This window comes from Pseudomonas sp. JL3 (assembly GCF_031570575.1).
Taxonomy (GTDB): Bacteria; Pseudomonadota; Gammaproteobacteria; order Pseudomonadales; family Pseudomonadaceae; genus Aquipseudomonas; species Aquipseudomonas cucumis.
The window spans coordinates 24,331-41,999 of record NZ_JAKWJK010000015.1 but is presented as its reverse complement, the minus strand read 5'-3'; the positions used below and the strand labels follow the sequence as shown (position 1 = coordinate 41,999).

At 60.8% G+C, this 17,669-nt stretch carries 15 protein-coding genes, 1 tRNA gene and 1 pseudogene; 5 read left to right on the top strand and 12 right to left on the bottom strand.

Going from position 1 to position 17,669, the window contains the following annotated elements; genetic code table 11:
• Positions 1-122: 122 nt before the first annotated feature.
• The 11 genes from MMG91_RS22175 to MMG91_RS22125 all read right to left on the bottom strand — a co-directional run bounded on the left by MMG91_RS22175 (position 123) and on the right by MMG91_RS22125 (position 9,426).
• Entirely contained in the window at positions 123-911 is a 789-nt protein-coding gene (locus MMG91_RS22175; protein WP_405046559.1) for a molecular chaperone, read from the bottom strand.
• 30 nt (positions 912-941) lie between these two features.
• Positions 942-1,439: a spore coat U domain-containing protein gene (locus MMG91_RS22170; protein WP_310660702.1), complete on the bottom strand. Its 498-nt coding sequence runs from the start codon at positions 1,437-1,439 to the stop codon at positions 942-944.
• A complete protein-coding gene (locus MMG91_RS22165; protein ID WP_310660701.1) occupies positions 1,439-1,975 on the bottom strand; it encodes a spore coat protein U domain-containing protein in 537 nt (178 codons plus the stop codon). The genes MMG91_RS22170 and MMG91_RS22165 overlap by 1 nt, the downstream gene beginning before the upstream one ends.
• Positions 1,976-1,993: 18 nt before the next feature.
• Positions 1,994-2,509, bottom strand: coding sequence for a spore coat U domain-containing protein (locus MMG91_RS22160; RefSeq protein WP_405046558.1), 516 nt, complete (start codon positions 2,507-2,509; stop codon positions 1,994-1,996).
• A gap of 128 nt (positions 2,510-2,637) precedes the next feature.
• Positions 2,638-3,138 (bottom strand): spore coat U domain-containing protein, encoded by a 501-nt coding sequence (locus MMG91_RS22155; RefSeq protein ID WP_310660700.1) that lies wholly within the window; start codon positions 3,136-3,138, stop codon positions 2,638-2,640.
• A gap of 192 nt (positions 3,139-3,330) precedes the next feature.
• Positions 3,331-3,897 carry a spore coat U domain-containing protein gene (locus MMG91_RS22150; RefSeq protein WP_310660699.1) on the bottom strand — a complete coding sequence of 189 codons (567 nt, stop codon included), beginning with the start codon at positions 3,895-3,897 and terminating at the stop codon, positions 3,331-3,333.
• Positions 3,898-4,040: 143 nt separating this feature from the next.
• Positions 4,041-5,105 carry a 2,3-butanediol dehydrogenase gene (locus MMG91_RS22145; RefSeq protein ID WP_305449811.1) on the bottom strand — a complete coding sequence of 355 codons (1,065 nt, stop codon included), beginning with the start codon at positions 5,103-5,105 and terminating at the stop codon, positions 4,041-4,043.
• Positions 5,106-5,194: 89 nt separating this feature from the next.
• Positions 5,195-6,307 (bottom strand): acetoin dehydrogenase dihydrolipoyllysine-residue acetyltransferase subunit, encoded by a 1,113-nt coding sequence (locus MMG91_RS22140; RefSeq protein ID WP_310660698.1) that lies wholly within the window; start codon positions 6,305-6,307, stop codon positions 5,195-5,197.
• Entirely contained in the window at positions 6,304-7,323 is a 1,020-nt protein-coding gene (locus MMG91_RS22135; RefSeq protein ID WP_030128853.1) for an alpha-ketoacid dehydrogenase subunit beta, read from the bottom strand. The genes MMG91_RS22140 and MMG91_RS22135 overlap by 4 nt, the downstream gene beginning before the upstream one ends.
• A 33-nt stretch (positions 7,324-7,356) precedes the next feature.
• Positions 7,357-8,334 carry a thiamine pyrophosphate-dependent dehydrogenase E1 component subunit alpha gene (locus tag MMG91_RS22130; protein ID WP_310660697.1) on the bottom strand — a complete coding sequence of 326 codons (978 nt, stop codon included), beginning with the start codon at positions 8,332-8,334 and terminating at the stop codon, positions 7,357-7,359.
• A gap of 33 nt (positions 8,335-8,367) precedes the next feature.
• On the bottom strand, positions 8,368-9,426 hold the full coding sequence (locus MMG91_RS22125; protein ID WP_310660696.1) for an ATP-NAD kinase family protein: 1,059 nt from the start codon (positions 9,424-9,426) through the stop codon (positions 8,368-8,370).
• A gap of 346 nt (positions 9,427-9,772) precedes the next feature.
• On the opposite strand from MMG91_RS22125, the gene MMG91_RS22120 reads away from it, so the two are divergent.
• Positions 9,773-11,659 (top strand): sigma-54-dependent Fis family transcriptional regulator, encoded by a 1,887-nt coding sequence (locus tag MMG91_RS22120; protein ID WP_310660695.1) that lies wholly within the window; start codon positions 9,773-9,775, stop codon positions 11,657-11,659.
• Between the two features lie 111 nt (positions 11,660-11,770).
• Positions 11,771-13,768, top strand: coding sequence for a U32 family peptidase (locus MMG91_RS22115; protein WP_305445747.1), 1,998 nt, complete (start codon positions 11,771-11,773; stop codon positions 13,766-13,768).
• A gap of 200 nt (positions 13,769-13,968) precedes the next feature.
• On the opposite strand, the gene MMG91_RS22110 is transcribed toward MMG91_RS22115, so the two are convergent.
• Positions 13,969-14,043 (bottom strand) — tRNA-Gln (locus tag MMG91_RS22110).
• A gap of 177 nt (positions 14,044-14,220) precedes the next feature.
• Between MMG91_RS22110 and MMG91_RS22105 the strand changes: the two genes are divergently transcribed.
• The 3 genes and pseudogenes from MMG91_RS22105 to MMG91_RS22095 all read left to right on the top strand — a co-directional run.
• The gene (locus MMG91_RS22105; protein ID WP_310660694.1) at positions 14,221-15,333 is read left to right on the top strand and encodes a CapA family protein; all 1,113 of its coding nucleotides are present in this window, start codon (positions 14,221-14,223) and stop codon (positions 15,331-15,333) included.
• A gap of 153 nt (positions 15,334-15,486) precedes the next feature.
• A complete protein-coding gene (locus tag MMG91_RS22100) occupies positions 15,487-17,226 on the top strand; it encodes a dipeptidase (protein ID WP_310660693.1) in 1,740 nt (579 codons plus the stop codon).
• A gap of 104 nt (positions 17,227-17,330) precedes the next feature.
• A pseudogene (locus tag MMG91_RS22095) lies at positions 17,331-17,669 on the top strand (diaminopimelate epimerase); the annotation flags it as partial.

Here is a 17,669-nt window from a genome sequence, read left to right as displayed (position 1 = left end):
CGCTTTACGTCCGTCAATGGACATTTCCTTACTGTGGCGAGCGGATGCCTGAGTGCCTCTCAGTCAAGGAACTAAGCCGTTACGCGAACCGTAGCAACTGCCGAAGGCTGCTACGGGAAATGTCACCGCCCCGGCGCAATACTCTGAACCTGCGGCGCACCATTGACCCGTACTTGCAATGCCTGATCGGCACTGATCGGTTGCGGTGCCGGCCAACGCATGATCGCCCCCGGCAGCACATAACCAAGCAATCCCTCAACCAGCGGCCGTGTCTGGCCGCCCTGCTTGAACGCGACATCGGTCAGCCGGGCATGCACCGCGCCCTGATTGCGCACTTCCACGTAGGAACGGCCATCGACCGCCACTTTGCGCCAGCTAAGATCAGGCACACCGGCGCCTTTGGGGTCACGTTTACGGGTCATGTCTTCCTTGCTCCACAGACCGGCACCGTAGGCAAACAGCGGCACCGAATAACGCATCTGAAACCGAATGGCGGCAGCGGTTTTGCCGTCTTCAGCTGTCACGGGCCTGGCCGCGGGGATTTCATCGATAATGATGCGGTAGGCCAGCTCCTGCCCCGGCGGTACATCGCGGGTACGGGTCAGACGCACGAGTTGCTTCTGCCCGGGTTCGATCTTCGCTACCGGCGGGCTGCCAATGACATCGCGCTGGTTCTGATACTGATCGCTGAAACCACTCTGGCTCCAGGCAAACACCCGTATCTGCAGATTCGCCGTCTCGTTGCCGCGATTTTCCAGCCACAGCGCACTCGCCTGTTGATCGGCCTCCAGCACCGGATCGATCGGCCAGATCAGCACCGAACTGGCTGCCTGCACTTTTACCCCGCCCAGCAAAACCATCGCCAGCACAGCGCAACGCGCGGCCGGTAACCTGCGCAAAGGTGAATACATATGCCTACTCCTTATGCCCGAACTACCGAGCTACCACGACAGCTGCACCTGCAGCACGTCGCTATAAATCCCTCCGGGCTGATCACCCGGTAACTGCACTTGTGCGTAAATAGGCAATCGGATGTTGTTCGCATCGCTATAGGCCACGGCCACGCTCTGACCGATGCCCAGGCTCTCACTGAAGGCCGCGTCACTGAACAATTGATAGGCCACACGGGCACTGCCGTCATCGAGCTGCAATTGCCGTCCGTTGCTGTTGTACTGGCCACCATCGACGCTTATGTTCAGGCTCACGCCGGGCGTGCATTGCAACTGCACGCCGTCGCTCAATTGCACCTGCACGGTGTTGGTCGCCAGCGCCGATTGGGTGCCGAAATCGAGGTTGCCGTAGGTGGAAACCCCGCCCATCACCAGACATGCCGCTGTCACTGTCGCGCTGACCTGAAAACTCTGACTGGTCTCCGCCGCCAGCGGCAGAGGCAAACCAGTCGCGCCGATCAGGATCAGCGCGGCAGGACTCCATTGCACTAGAAAGTCAATACAACGGCGACAGCGTCCGAGTAGGTGCCTGCGGGCAGGCCGGCCTTGCCCACGGCCTTGCCGTAGATATTCACTGTCTGCGCCACGCCGGTACTTTCTGCGAGTGCGATCACCCCGTCGATCGCCAGGACCTGCGTACGACCGGTATCGGTGTACAAGTCGTAAGGCACGAAGTTGCCGCTGCCATCGGCCAGCGCCCGGGTGCCACCGACAGATCCGCCATCATTGGTGCCAGCACCGACTGTGACGGTCGGTAAGGTGCCGCTGGAGCAGAGAATCGACAGTGCGCCACCGCCGCCAGCAAGCACCGCCCCGTTCGCTGCAGTGAACAGACTGCCGGTGGTGCCGAAGTCCAGCACACCGAAGTCCACCCCGGTAGCCCCGCCGGGGGCACCGTTGATCTCACAGCTGCTGCTGAGCGTCATGCTGGTGGTGATCTGGCCGGCGGATGTGGCCGCCTGAGCATTGCCGGCCAGCGCCAGAACGAGCACTGATAAACCAATCCTTGATACAAGCTTATGCATGATGTCCTTCCTCTGGATTTACCAATCCAGCGTGACCGTCAGGGTGTCGGTATAGACTCCCGCCGGGACCGCGCTGGTATTCACTACCACCGAGCCAAACACCGGGATTGGTATCTGGACTCCACTGGTAACAGCGAAATTGCGTTGTTGACCGATGCTGTAGCTGTCGCCACCGGAAGCATCGAGGAACAATTGATAAGGGATGGTCTGGGTACCATTGCTCAGCCGCCGCGTGGTGCCGTCGCCATGGGTGCCGCCATCGATGGTCACGGTGAAACCGGTGACCGAAGGGTTGCAGGAGACTTCCAGCTTGCCGTTGCCGGAATCACTCAGGTTGGCGTTGATCGGATTGGTCCAGGTCGGACCTTGCGAGCCGAAATCCAACAGCCCGAAATCATCGACCGGGCTGCCCGTGGGGCTGGTGACGCCATTGATCACTGCACAACTGGCGATGATTGTCAGGCGCGCATCAATCTGCCCGCTGATCGCCGCTTGCACCTCCTCAGCCAGCAGTAGAACTGTGCCAAGGGTCATCACCACCCAACTCTTCATCGTCTTGCACCGATCCTAATTCCATCAGGATTCAAACATTAGCCGTCCACTTGCGAACGACGTTCCTTGTACCGCCCGAATCCATCGGACAGGTGTCGCTCAATGCCTTGCTACCAGCTCACGGTCACTTTCAAAAGGTCGGAATAACGGCTGACACGGGGGATCTCGGACAGCCGTTCAATACGTGCATACAGAGGCAAATCCACCGTACCTGAGTCCGGAACCCGCCCACTCAAGAGCACATTCACCGGCAGCGGAATCTGCCGTGCGGCGTCTTGATAGAGGCGATAAGGAATGGGTTTGCTGCGCTCTGCGCTGCCCGCCAGATAGCGGACCTCGCCCACGCCACCATGCAGGCCGCCGTCAACTTGTAATTGGTAAGGGGTATCGGGATTGCATTCCAGGCGTGGCAGGCGTGTGGTCACCAGTGCTGCACTCAATGGCCCGGCCGGATCGTCCAGGCGGGCGGTGGTGCCAAAGTCGAGCACGCCCAATTGCTCGACACCCGCCTCGCGCTGTTGGCCAACCAACTGGCAACCGCGCTGTACATTGACCCGGACCTCAACCTGAAGCTGCGCCGCCAACGCTGTCGCACTGAGCAACGTGCTCATGATCGCCAACACCCCGAGCCCATTCAAATTTCCATTCCCTTTATGGGGTTATTCGCAGGGTGAGGTTAGCATCCAGGGGGGAAACAACACGTCAAATCCGCACCTTTGCGACGAAGGGGCATATTTCGTGTGTATCAGGGTGTCGGTAGGATTTCTGAAGGAAGGAACCGTGCTTGACCACGGTCTTCAAGGTCAAAAGGTGATGGTGGCTGTCATTGTGTCGGCATAGGTGCCCGGCGGACTAAGCTGCCCCGCTGCCACCCGACCATAGACCGGGATCACCTGGACGGAGCCACTGCCGGTTCCAGTGATGAGACCGGTGCCACCGGTGTCGCCCCAATTGATCGCCCGCGTGACGTCCGAGTACAGCGCATAGAACAGGATGCCTGCGGGAGTGCCCGACATCTGCCGCGCTGTCGCGGTGCCGCCGCTCGTCCCGGCACCGAGGCCCACACTATAGGCTGTGGTGTTGGTGCAGTTGACCGAGAGGCTGGACTCGGCATCGGCTTCCACGCCTGTATAGGCGCCGAAGGCCAAGGGCGAGGCAGTGATCCCGCAGCCGGCCACAATGCTTGCGGAGACGGTGAAGGTTGCAGTGGAGGTAGCTGAAATGGCCAGAGTGGGTATCAGACTGAGCGAAAAAACACTCAGGATGCCGATACGAGCGAGAATGCCCCTATTGTGCGGTATCCGAGTCTTCTTTCCTGGCAACGTGTCGCTGGAATGTGAGGAGGACTGCGTGCAATGCAAGACCGTCATGGCGATAACTCCCTGTAGTACTTGGCGAACGATCAGGTTTCTTCAGTGCCCTGAAAGAACCTGATCGTCCAGCCTGGATGCCAAAGCGTAGTCCAGAGCGGGCCTCTCACGGATGTTTTCGTGGCCGTACGCTTCAGGTGGCCTCAGATTCGAGCAGGTGACACGATAATTTTCACGTTGTGTTCCTTGTTGTTGACCAATTCCTCAAAGCCCTGCCCGACGATCTGCTCCAACTGAATGCGCCCGGTGACCAGCGGTGTGATGTCCAGACGGCCGTCGGCAATAAAAGCAATCACATCGGCGAACTCACCGTTGTAGGCCAGTGCGCCCAACACTTGTTTTTCGGTGGCGACCAGTTCGAAGAAGTTGAACTCACTGGGTTCCTCGAAGATGCCCACCAGCACACACTTGCCGGCCTTGCGGATGAGGTCGATGGCAAGCTTGGCCGTGTGTTTGTTGCCGATGCATTCGAAGCTGACATCCGCACCAAGTCCGCCCGTCAGCCGCCGTACCTCCGCCAGAGCGTCGCATTCATTGGGGTCTAGCACATGGCTCGCCCCAACCTCCAAAGCCTTGGCCTTGCGCGCTCCTGACATTTCCAGGGCGATGACCTGGGCCGCACCAGCAGCCTTGGCACACATGATGGTGCACAGGCCGATGGTTCCTGCGCCAACCACCACCACATTTTTCCCCAGCAAACTCCCGGCCTTTTTCACCGCGTGCATGCCCACTGCCAACGGTTCGATCAACGCCCCGGCTTCAGCGGGAAAGTTGGCCGGCAACTTGTAAAGCAGATTGGCCGGCACGTTGACCAACTCAGCGAACGCACCGTTGTTCATCAGCCCGGTGAAGGCCAGGTTCTCACAAATGTTGTACAGCCCATGGGTGCAGTAATAACACGTGCCACAGTGCTGACAGGCATCGGCGGCCACCGGTTCGCCCACACTGAACCCCTGGACCCCGGCGCCGATTTCGACGATCTCGCCACAGAACTCATGACCGAGAATGCACTGTCCCTTGATCCCGGTCAGCGGGTGCGGCGCATCCACCGGGATGAACACTGGCCCGGCCACGTATTCATGCAAGTCGGAACCGCAAATACCGCACCATTGCACGCGAATCTGGACCCAACCCGCAGGTGGCGACACGGGCAACGGAACGTCTTCGACGCGGATATCGTGACGGCCATGCCAGACAGCGGCACGCATGCTGCGGGTCGGGTTAATTAGAAGGCTCATGCTGGAATCTCCTTGAAATCGTTGGCCTCGGCGACCCGCAAAGGGCCGCCAAGGGAACATTAGTGTTGTTGGACAAAGTCCAGAATCAGCCGATTGACCTGCTCGGCCGCTTCCATCTGCACCATGTGCGCCTGGCCCGGCAGGATTTCGATTTGGGCTGTCAGGCCAACGCTGTGGGCCGCAGGAATGATCGCGTCGTCACTGCCCCAGATCAGCAACACCGGCTGCCGACCTTCTTGCACCACGCCGCGTAGATCGAGTTGTTGCCGCCCTTCTTTGAACAACCCCGAAACCAGCTGGCGCAGGGCTGTGTCCACCCCTTCCAGGCGCTTGTACTTGAGCATGTCTTCGAGCATCTGCCGATTGACCAGTTCTGGGTCGGAGAACAGCTGCACCAACTGTGGTTTGAGGGCATTGCGGCTGGCCGCCTCGACAAAACCTTGCAGGTATTCGCCGTTGATTTCCGCGCCCAGGCCGGCGCTGCCGATCAAGCTCAGGGAACGCACCCGATGGGGTGCCAGACGCGCGGTGTTGAGCGACACCGCACCGCCCATGGAATGCCCCACCAGATGCGCCGCGGGAACATCCAGATGATCGAGCAGTGCCAGCAGCACCCCGCTCAACTCATCCAGATCGCCGTGCTCCAGTTGTTTGGTCGACTCACCATGGCCCGGCAAATCCAGAGCAATCACCCGGCGTTCGGCGGCCAACGCTTCATGATTGAACATCCAATTGTTCAGGTCACCGCCAAACCCGTGCACCAGCACCAACGGCACCCCGCCTTCGCCGCGCTCGAAGTAACGGATCAGCCGCCCGTCCAGTTCAACCTTCTGTGGCTTCGGCCCACTGTCTTCCTCGGCGCCGTCACCTGGCACGAACGCGGCCTGGAACTGCTCGACCACCGCATTGATTTCAGCCTCACTGGCTTCGCCGTCAACCACGATGCCGAGTAATGCACCGACCGCGAGGGTTTCATCCTGGCGCGCGATCTGCCGACGCAGCACACCGGAAAACGGCGCCTCGACGCTGCTGGAAATTTTGTCGGTCTCCACGTCGAGTACTTCATCGCCCTTGGCGATCGCCTGGCCCTCCTCCTTGAGCCAGACATCGACCCGGCCTTCGGTCATGGACAAGCCCCACTTGGGCATGGTCAGGGTATGGATCTGGCTCATGAACGCTTGCTCCACTCGATCAATTTGAGCACGGCATTTTCGATCTTCGCCGCGTCAGGGATATAGAGGTCTTCCAGGGCGTCGGAGAATGGCACCGGCGTGTGCGGCGCAGTGACCATCTCGATGGGCGCCTTGAGCGAGGCGAACGCTTTTTGCGCCACCAGGGCAGAGATGTCGGTGGCCATGGAACAACGCGGGTTGGCCTCGTCGATCACTACCAGGCGTCCGGTCTTTTCCACGCTTTCCAGAATGCTGTCTTCGTCCAGCGGGCTGGTGGTGCGCAGGTCGATGACCTCGCAGTCAATGCCTCGCCCCGCCAGGCTGCGGGCTGCGTCCATCGCTGTATTGACCGTGCGCCCGTAGGAGACCAGGGTCACGTCCTTGCCATCGCGCAGGAAGTTGGCTTCGCCGAACGGGATGGTATAGAGCTCTTCCGGCACCTCGCCCTGCATGCTGTAGAGCAGTTTGTGTTCGCAGAAAATCACCGGGTCGTTGTCGCGGATAGCCTGGATCAACAGGCCCTTGGCGTCATAGGGTGACGACGGGCAGACGACTTTCAGCCCGGGAATGTGGGTCCACAGCGATGTAAGCATTTGCGAGTGTTGGGCGGCTGCCCGCAGGCCCGCGCCGACCATGGTGCGAATCACCAACGGAGTGGAAGCCTTGCCACCGAACATGTAGCGAAACTTGGCCGCCTGGTTGAGGATCTGGTCCAGACAGCAACCGGCAAAGTCGACAAACATCAATTCACACACCGGGCGCACGCCACAGGTCGCTGCGCCGACCGCGGCACCGACATAACCCAACTCCGACAGCGGCGTGTCCAGCACGCGTCCGGGAAATTGGTGATAGAGGCCCTTGGTCACGCCCAGCACGCCGCCCCAGGCGTCGTTTTCACCGGGAGCACCGGCACCGCCGGCGACGTCTTCCCCCATGATGAACACGCTGGGGTCGCGGCGCATTTCCTGGGCCAGGGCTTCGTTGATTGCCTGCTGATAACTGATTTTTCTCGCCATGATGAAGGTCTCGATTCTTGTTATAGGGGGCGTTCAGGGATAGGAAACGTAGACGTCGGTGAGCAGGTCGGCCGCGCTCGGCTTGGGGTCGGACTTGGCCTTGCGCACGGCATTTTCGATCAGCAGGTCCACTTCGCTATCGATCTGGTCCAACTGGCTGGCATCGATCAAACCGGTCCGGGTGGTGCGTTCGCGAAACTGCATCAGGCAGTCGTTGTGCTCGCGGAAATACTTGACCTCATCCGGTGCCCGATAGGTTTGGGCGTCGCCCTCGAAGTGACCGTAGTAGCGGGTCAACTTGACCTCGATCAGCGACGGTCCTTCACCGGCGCGAGCCCGCTCCACGGCGGCACCGGCGGCTTCGTGAACAGCAAAAAAATCAAAGCCGTCGACGGTAACCCCGGGCATGCCGAAGCCGGCTGCGCGGTCGGCGATGTGATCGCAAGCCACGGACCAGTTGGAGGCCGTGGCCTCGGCATAACCGTTGTTCTCGGCAATGAACAGGCACGGCAGGTTCCACACCGAGGCCATGTTCATCGCTTCGAACACCGCGCCTTCATTGGAACCACCGTCGCCAAAGAACACCACGGCGACGCCGTCGGTCCCCTTGAGCTTGGCTGCCAGCGCCGCCCCTACAACCAACGGTGCGCCGGCTCCGACGATGCCGTTGGCTCCGAGCATGCCCTTCTCGAAATCGGCAATGTGCATGGAGCCGCCCTTGCCCTGACAGACCCCGGTTTTCTTACCGTAGATTTCCGCCATCATCCCGTGCACATCAACGCCCTTGGCGATGCAGTGACCGTGGCCACGGTGGTTGGACGCGATGCAATCGTCATCCCCCAGGTGAGCCATGACACCGGCGGCCGAGGCCTCTTCACCGGCATAAAGATGGACGAAACCGGGTATCTCGCCGGTGGCGAACTCCACGTGCAGGCGTTCTTCAAAGACGCGGATGGTGCGCATCACCCGATAGGCATGCAGCAATTGATCAGCGGTCAGCTGTGTCGACATTTTTATTCTCCAGGGTGTCTTGAGGCTCAAGTTTCAAAGTGCAAGGTTCAAAGGGTGTTGCGGGTGTTCTCGACCGATGGCCAGCAGCCGCTCTTGCGCGGCATAGGCCAGTGCCGCATTGACATCGATGCTCAGCGGGCCGCCGGAATCCAGGGTGACGGTGGGCAAGTCATCGGCGTTGAATTCGATTTCCCGTTCGCCATCCAGGGCCAGGGTGCCGCTGCTCAGGCACAGACGATGGGCAACGCCGGGTTCAAGGCTCGCGGCCGCAAGTACCCCGCAGCCTTGCAACAGGCCGGGCGCCAGGGGCACCAGCAACGCTTCGGACGATTGCGGGTCAAGGCGCATCCAGGCGCCATTTGGCGCTTGGCGCGATACCGGAAACCACAAGCCACAGAGGGCCGAGATGCCAATGGACTGCGGTTCCGCGAAGGTGACAAACACCTCGGCCAAATCGATCCCACGGCTGATTGCCCGGGCGCCGATAAAGGGCAGCGAGGACACCGCCACGTCCACCAAAGCCACTTCGCACAGGTCGCGGCTCGGAATCCGCACCAGCAGGCGTTTGTTGCGGCGCAAGGCAATTTCGGGCGGGATCCGGCCACTGGCGAATAGCCCGCCGGCCAGCCCGGCGCTGGTGGCTTCACGCAGTTCCGGGAAGGCATTGTTGGTCCCCGTCGACAGGGTCAGCAGTGGAATGTCGCCGACTTCTGCTGCCACCGCTTTGTGGGTGCCGTCACCGCCAAGTACGGCGATCAGCGACACGCCGCGTTCGGCCATCCAGCGCGCAGCCTGGCGAGTGTCCGCCACGCTCTGGCGCAAGGTAAGGTCGAGGAACTCCAGGGTTGGCCAGTGGCTGTCACGCGCCTGGCGGCCATGACTATTCTTCAACACCGCAGCGGCGATGCCGGTCATGTCGGTGGGCATCAGCACCCGCTCGACACCGGTGGCGCCAAAAGCCGCCAGCAGCCGTTGGATCACCGAGACCTTGTCGGTGCTGGAAAACAGCCCGGCATTCGCCGTCAGGCGCCGTACGTCCCGGCCGGACGCCGGGTTGGCAATGATGCCGACGGTCAGGGGCAAGCGACTCACGCCACCACCACAGGTACAAAAGGGAAAAGGCCTCGGCAGGAGAACATAGGGCACCTCTTTTTATTATCGGGTTGCCAGTCGCACTGGTTGCAGGGGCTAGAGCAAGGCCGGTGCCAGATCCGAAAAAAAGCGCCAGAACGCCTGTTCCAGAGCGGCCACGACCTGAGTCTATGAGGGTTGGGATTACGCTCGATTGAGACGTTTCATGTCAGCCTGCACGGGGTAGTGGTGAGACCTTGAGACGTTGCGTCTCACCTTCGCAGTGAGTGAACCGATGCTTGTCGACCGTCCATGAACGGCGCTTAATAGCCGCACAACTAAAAGAAGATCGAACCGGAGACCTTAAATGCTTTCCGCACACTCGAAGGCGCACGTGGATTGCGTCAGCCGTGTTTTGAAGAACGCAGCGCACCTGCCGCAACTGCCTGTGTCGGATTTGATATTGGACTCCTGGCGTCGCTCCATGGAGCAACACCACCTGGACCCCGGATCATTACAAGGGCCGCGGATCCTTTCGCAGAACGTGTTGCAGGAGTGTCGAGAACGCTCCGAACTGTTCCTGCGCATCGCCAGCGAAGAAGTCGCCCGCCTCCACGGGCGCGTGCGCGATGCCGACTACTGCGTGTTGCTCACCGATGCCCAGGGCCAGACCATCGACTACCGCGTGGAAACCTCCATCCGTAATGACTGCCGCAAAGCCGGTCTGTACCTGGGCACCTGCTGGTCAGAAGGCGAGGAAGGCACCTGTGGGGTGGCCGCGGTGCTGACAGCACGAACACCGGTCACGGTGCATAAGCGAGATCACTTCCGAGCCGCTTTTATCGGACTCACCTGCTCTGCCGCTCCGGTCTTCGACCCTCGGGGCGAACTGCTCGGGGTGCTCGATGTGTCCGCGGTGCGCTCGCCGGACGACCGTCGTTCGCAACACCTGATCCGGCAGATGGTGGTGCAGAGCGCACGGGAAATAGAACAAGCGTTTTTCATGAGCAGTGCCCAGGGTTACTGGGTGCTGCGGGCCCACAACAGCCCGGGCTATGTCGACAGCCAACCCGATTACCTGCTCGCCTGGGACGATGACGGACGACTGCAGGCGCTGAACCCCGCGGCGCGGCAGTGGCTGTTGCAAAGCCTTGGCCAACTGCCGGAACACATCGACCAAGTGTTCGATCAGCAACTATTGCATCGGGCCAGGGACGAATCGCTCTGCCTGCTTCACGACCAAGGTGGCCGTCATGCCTTGCATGGACGACTCAGCGCGCCACGGCGGGTCAAACGCAACCCTGCGCGCCGGGTGCTGTCAGCGGCCGAACTCGACCCGCGACTGGAAGAAAGCCTGCGCCTTGCGGTGCGGGTCAAAGATCGCAATTTACCCGTGCTGATCCAGGGTGAAACCGGCTCCGGCAAGGAAGTCTTCGCCCGCCAGTTGCATCAGGCCAGTCTGCGCCGCGAGCGACCTTTTATTGCGGTGAACTGCGCAGCGATTCCCGAAAACCTGATCGAAAGCGAGCTGTTCGGTTATGTGGCCGGCGCTTTCACCGGTGCATCGAATAAAGGTATGCGAGGTCTGCTGGAACAGGCCGATGGCGGCACGCTTTTTCTCGATGAAATCGGCGATATGCCCCTGCCCCTGCAAACCCGGCTACTGCGGGTTTTGGCCGAGGGCGAAGTGGCGCCCCTGGGAGCGTCACGAAGCAAAGCGATAGACATTCAGGTCGTCTGCGCGAGCCACCGCGATCTGGAAGCACGGGTGACCTCTGGCGAGTTTCGCGAGGACCTGTACTTTCGCCTCAGTGGCGCGCGATTCCAATTGCCGCCGTTGCGCGAACGCAGTGATCGACTGGCCTTGATCAACCGGATACTCGAAGAAGAATCGTCGACCTGCGCAATGGAGATGCAACTGGGAAGCGCCGCACTGGAATGCCTGCTCGGTTATCGCTGGCCTGGAAATGTGCGCGAACTGCGGCACGTGCTGCGTTACGCCTGTGCGGTATGCGAGACCCATTTGATTCTGTTGAGTGACTTGCCTGAGCAACTGCTTGGACATCGACTCAATGATCCGGCTTCAGCTGACACCGTGGAACACTGCGCCAGCCCGGAACGCCAGGCACTCATCGATGCCCTCGTGCGTCATCGCTGGAAACCCACCGCCGCGGCCAAGGCCTTGGGCATCTCCCGGGCCACGCTGTATCGACGGGTGCATCAACATGACATCGACATGCCTGGCAGGGGCTAGCCACAGCTGCATCCTGCAGCCCCGCTCGCCATCGGGCAGCATACGGGTGCCGGTCAAACGTTTCGCCGCTACAATGCGCACCTTGACCGTGACAAGCCAGACTAAAAATACATGTCCCTACCCAAACATCACCTGGAACTGCTCAGCCCCGCCCGCGACGTGGCCATTGCCCGCGAGGCCATCCTGCATGGCGCTGACGCCGTGTACATCGGCGGCCCGAGCTTCGGTGCCCGCCACAACGCCTGTAACGAGGTGAGCGATATCGCCCAATTGGTGGAATTCGCCCGTCGCTACCACGCCCGGGTCTTCACCACCATCAACACGATCCTGCACGACAACGAGCTGGAGCCGGCCCGCAAGCTGATCCACCAGTTGTACGACGCCGGCGTCGATGCGCTGATCGTCCAGGACCTGGGCGTGATGGAGCTGGACATCCCGCCGATCGAGCTGCACGCCAGCACCCAGACCGACATCCGCACCCTGGCGCGGGCGAAGTTCCTCGACCAGGCCGGCTTCTCCCAACTGGTACTGGCCCGCGAGCTGAACCTGCAGGAGATCCGCGCCATTGCCGACGAGACCGATGCGGCGATCGAATTCTTCATCCACGGCGCGCTGTGCGTGGCGTTCTCCGGCCAGTGCAACATCTCCCACGCGCAGACCGGCCGCAGCGCCAACCGTGGCGACTGCTCCCAGGCTTGCCGCCTGCCGTATACCCTCAAGGACGAAAAAGGCGGTGTGATCGCTTACGAAAAACACTTGCTGTCGATGAAGGACAACAACCAGAGCGCCAACATCCGCGCGCTGGTGGAAGCCGGCGTGCGCTCGTTCAAGATCGAGGGTCGCTACAAAGACATGGGCTATGTGAAGAACATCACCGCCTGGTATCGCCAGCGCCTGGACGAGGTTCTCGAAGACCGCCCGGACCTGGCCCGCGCGTCCAGCGGCCGCACCGCGCACTTCTTCCTGCCCGACCCGGAAAAGACCTTCCACCGCGGCAGCACCGACTACTTCGTCAGCGACCGCAAGATCGACATCGGCGCCTTCGACACACCCACCTTCACCGGCCTGCCGGTGGGCGTGGTGGAGAAAGTCGGCAAGCGCGATCTGCTGGTGGTCACCCACGAACCGCTGTCCAACGGCGACGGCCTCAATGTGCTGGTCAAGCGCGAGGTGGTGGGCTGGCGCACCAACATCGCCGAGCCGAAGGGCGAGTTCGAAGAGGACGGGGAAAAGCGCTACCGCTATCGTGTAGAGCCCAATGAGATGCCGAAGGGGTTGCACCAGCTGCGACCGAATCACCCGCTGAGCCGCAACCTCGACCACAACTGGCAGCAGGCGCTGCTCAAGACCTCCGCCGAGCGCCGGGTGGGTCTGGCCTGGGTCGCTCGCCTGCGCGAGGATCGCCTGGAGCTGACCGCCACCAGCGAGGAAGGTGTCAGCGCCAGTGTCGCCCTGGACGGCCCGTTCGGCCTGGCCAACAAGCCGGAACAGGCCTTGGAGCAACTGCACGACCTGCTCGGCCAACTGGGCACCACTCAGTACCACGCCACAGCAATTGAGCTGGATGCACCCCAGGCGTATTTCATCCCCAACTCGCAGCTCAAGGCCTTGCGCCGCGAAGTCATCGAAGCGCTGACCGCGGCCCGCATCGAGGCTCACCCACGGGGTGGTCGCAAGGCCGAGACCGATCCACCACCGGTATATCCGGAGTCGCACCTGTCGTTTCTGGCCAACGTCTACAACCAGAAAGCCCGCGACTTCTATCACCGTCACGGCGTCAAGCTGATCGACGCGGCCTATGAGGCTCATGAGGAGACCGGCGAGGTGCCGGTGATGATCACCAAGCACTGCCTGCGTTTCTCCTTCAACCTCTGCCCCAAACAGGCCAAGGGCGTCACCGGCGTGCGCACCAAAGTCGCGCCGATGCAACTGGTGCACGGTGACGAGGTGTTGACGCTGAAGTTCGACTGCAAGCCTTGCGAGATGCACGTGATCGGCAAGATGAAGGGACACATTCTTGACCTGCCGCAACCGGGCAGCGTGCAGCCGGTTGTCGGCCACATCAGCCCTGAAGACCTGCTCAAGACCATCCCTCGCGCGCCCCACTGAGTGACTTGCGAGCGCGCCGCTACGGCGCCGCGCTCGCTGCGCTCGCAAGACGGCTGAATGTTAAAGGCGCCACCCAGAGGGATTTGCAGAAATAAAAAAACGCCAGGCCGGATCGGTGTTGGCGTTTTCTGTAAAGACACTCATCCGGGACTCCCGCAATACCTGCCGGCGGAGCCATACTTGGATGAGTCAAAGGAAAATGGCAGGGGCGGCTGGATTCGAACCAACGCATGGCAGGATCAAAACCTGCTGCCTTACCGCTTGGCGACGCCCCTGTATCTGTTGCGGCGAGTGCTTGGCACTCTCTTTCTGATTTGTCCTTGCGGACAAGGCCTGTAAGAGCCTCTGCAAGAACGGGCGGAAATTTACCAACTTTCGCTTCGCCTGGGAAGGCCAATACAAAAATATATTTGTTTTAAAACAGATGCTTACTCCTGATCCTGGAGGGTGCCATGGCAGCTGTTACCGATTCACTGAAGCTGTTTCTCGCAGGCGATGTCATGACCGCCCGCGGCATCGACGCCGTACTGCCGTATCCTGGCGATCCGCGGCTTTACGAAGACTACGTCAAGCATGCCGGCGTTTACGTCCGGCTGGCAGAAAGGCTCAATGGCCCGATTCCCCTCCCCGTCGATTTCACCTATGTCTGGGGCGCTGCGCTGGATGAGTTTGAACTTCGCCAGCCACACGCACGCATCATCAATCTGGAAACTGCGGTGTCTCGTCGTGGACGACCGGAGCTAAAGGGCATCAATTACCGCATGAGCCCGGAGAACTTCCCGGCCATCAGCGCAGCCGGCATCGACTGCTGCGTGCTGGCCAACAACCATGTGCTGGACTGGGGGCCCGCCGGCCTGGCCGATACGCTGGATACCTTGTCGAGCAACGGTATGTGCAGCGCCGGCGCCGGGCACAACCGGCAATCTGCCGAAGCGCCCGCCGTGCTGCCGCAGCCTGGCGGGCGGCGCTTGCTGGTGTTTGGCCTCGGCGTACCCGACAGCGGCATACCGCTGGACTGGGCCGCCACGGACAAGCGCGCGGGCGTCGCGCGGTTGGAAGATCTGACGATGCACAGCCTGCGCCCTGTGGCCGAACGGATTCTCGAGAGCAAAAAACCGGGGGATCTGGTGGTCGCCTCCATTCATTGGGGCGGCAACTGGGGGTTCGATATCCCGCGCGAGCAAGTCCGGTTCGCCCATGCCTTGATCGACGAGGCCGGAGTTGACGTGGTACACGGGCATTCCTCGCACCACGTCAAGGGCATCGAGGTGTACCGCGAACGCCTGATTCTCTATGGCTGCGGTGATCTGCTGAACGACTACGAAGGCATCGAAGGCCACACAGCCTTTCGCGGCGACCTGGGCCTTCTGTACTTTGCCTCGTTGGACCCGGGCGGGAACCTCAAGTCACTGGAGCTGATCCCCACCCACCTGCGTCGCTTTCGCCTCTGTCGCGCCGAAGGGGATGACCGTCAATGGCTGCACGACACCCTTTCTCGCGAGTGCGCACGCTTGGGCAGCAGCATCCAGCCGGGCGCGAAAAATGCCTTCGAGTTACGTTGGTAGGCTGTTCGTTTCTGCGTCGCTTTTGCATTTTTGTGCGACAAATCCCGTTTCAGGGACTCCCGTACCACACCCTCGTGGTGTTAGTTTGGAAAAGTTTCTGACTTATCGACCAGATATTTCCCACAAACTGCCTGCAAAGGAATGCCCCCAACAATGGATTTATCACTCAAGCACCTGGCCGCGACAACCCTGATGCTCGCCAGCCTTTCGTCGTTCACAACCTCGGCGCACGCCAACATCACCCCGCAACAGAGCGCGACCATCCTCAAGACCTTCAGTGACGCATCGGTAACCGATTTCAGGCAGTTCCTGGGACGCCTGGCCACAAGCGACCTTGCCAAAACCAACGACCTCGGCCCGGCTATCAGTGCCTTCCAGAGCAACAAGCCCCTTACCCCTGAACAGCAGAACGAGATCCATCGCTTGCTTGGCCTCTATGCACGGGTGAAATACGGCAATGCTGCCACCGAGACCCTGCGCGAGCTGGTGGCAATCCCGACCTTCCGGGTGGACGGCGTTGCTCAGCACGACAATCCCGAATTCATCAAGATCGCCGACAAGCTCAAGGGCCTTGCCCAGGCCTTCAACCTGAACTTTCGCAACATCGACAACCGTGTCTATGAAATCTCCCTCGCAGGCAACGGCGACGAAGTCGTGGGCATTCACGCTCATGCCGATGTGGTGCCGGTGACGCCGGAGAACTGGGTTCTGAAAGACGGCACCCGCCTCGATCCGTTCAAGGTCACCCTGGTCGGTGACCGCATGTATGGCCGGGGCACCGAGGATGACAAGAACGGCATTGTGGTGGCGCTCTACGCCATGAAGATCATCAAGGAAGAGAAGCTGCCGCTGGCCAGGAATTTCAAGCTGCTGGTAGACACCACCGAAGAAACCACGGGCGACGCCATCCCCTATTACTTCGAACACAACCCGACACCCAACTACAACCTGGCGCTGGATGGCGGCTACCCGGTAGTGATTGCCGAGAAAGGCTATGGCACCGTCATGGCCAGTTTTCCTCGGCGCGCCGCAGAGGGCAAAGGCGCCGAAATCACTGCAATGACGGGCGGTCTGGCAACCAATCAGATTCCGTCGACTTCGGTCGCCACCCTGGTGACTGACAAGCCCGCCGAATTGGCCGCCAGCCTGCAGAAGGCCGGTAGCGATTATGCCAAGCGCAATGGTGGCAACTTCGAGGTGAGCGCCAAGGTCGTCGGCAAGGACGTCCAGCTGACGGTTACCGGCGTTTCCGCCCACTCCTCCGAGCCAGAGTCAGGCGTCAACCCGGTGGCAAGAATGCTGGACTTCATCAACAGCCTCGACGGGAAGGTCGCGCTCAAGCACAACCACATGACCGACGCCGCCCGCTACGCCGCTGACAACTGGGGCCTGGACTACCTGGGTGGCAAATTGGGGGTCGGCTTTTCCGATGACTTCATGGGACCGCTGACCGCATCCCTGACCTATGTCGGGATGGATGAAAAAGCCTTCAAGCTCGCAGTCAACCTGCGCGTGCCGAAGGGCAAATCCCCTGAAGTGCTAAAGACCGAAATCGCCGACAAGCTTGGCGCCTGGAGCAAGAAGACCAACATTGCGGCGGCCTTTGACTACTCGATCGCCGAGCCGATGCACCGCAATCCTGAGGGTGAATGGGTCAAGGCCCTGCTGGCCGTGGCCAGCGAAAACCTTGGCATGGAACACAAGTTCGGCACCTCTGCCGGCGCCACTTCGGTCCATGAGCTGCCCAATGGCGTGCAATTCGGTCTGGCCAGGCCCGAGGTCAAGTACACCGGCCACAACGACAACGAGTTCAAGACTGTCGACCAGTTCCTGCTGGATCTGCAGATCGTGACCGAAATGTTCGGGCGCATCGGGCAGTTGCCGAAACTCTGATCCTCCTTTCGGACCCGCTATTCTGGCGGGTCCATTTCTATTCGAATGGGGCTGGATCGCCTTCTAACGTCATTCACCCCATGTCTCGTCGACAGGATCTCTTTATGCCGCTGAGTTTTCATAAAATGCACGCCAATGGCGATGACTTCGTCATTGTGGACTCGCGAAACTCGGCCAATCCAATCACAAGTGCCATGGCTCGTCGAATGGGTGATCGGCACCGAGGCGTCGGATTCAATCAACTCGCGGTGATGCTCGATTGCGATGATGCCGTGGCGCGCTTGATGTTCTGGAATGCCAATGGTTCCACGCTGGATGCGTGTGGCAGCGCAACGCGGGGTGCCGCGGATGTGTTGATGCGTGAATCAAACACTACGTCGATAGCGCTGCGAACCAACCGTGGCCTCCTCACGTGTGAACGAACCTCAACGGGTACGATTTCC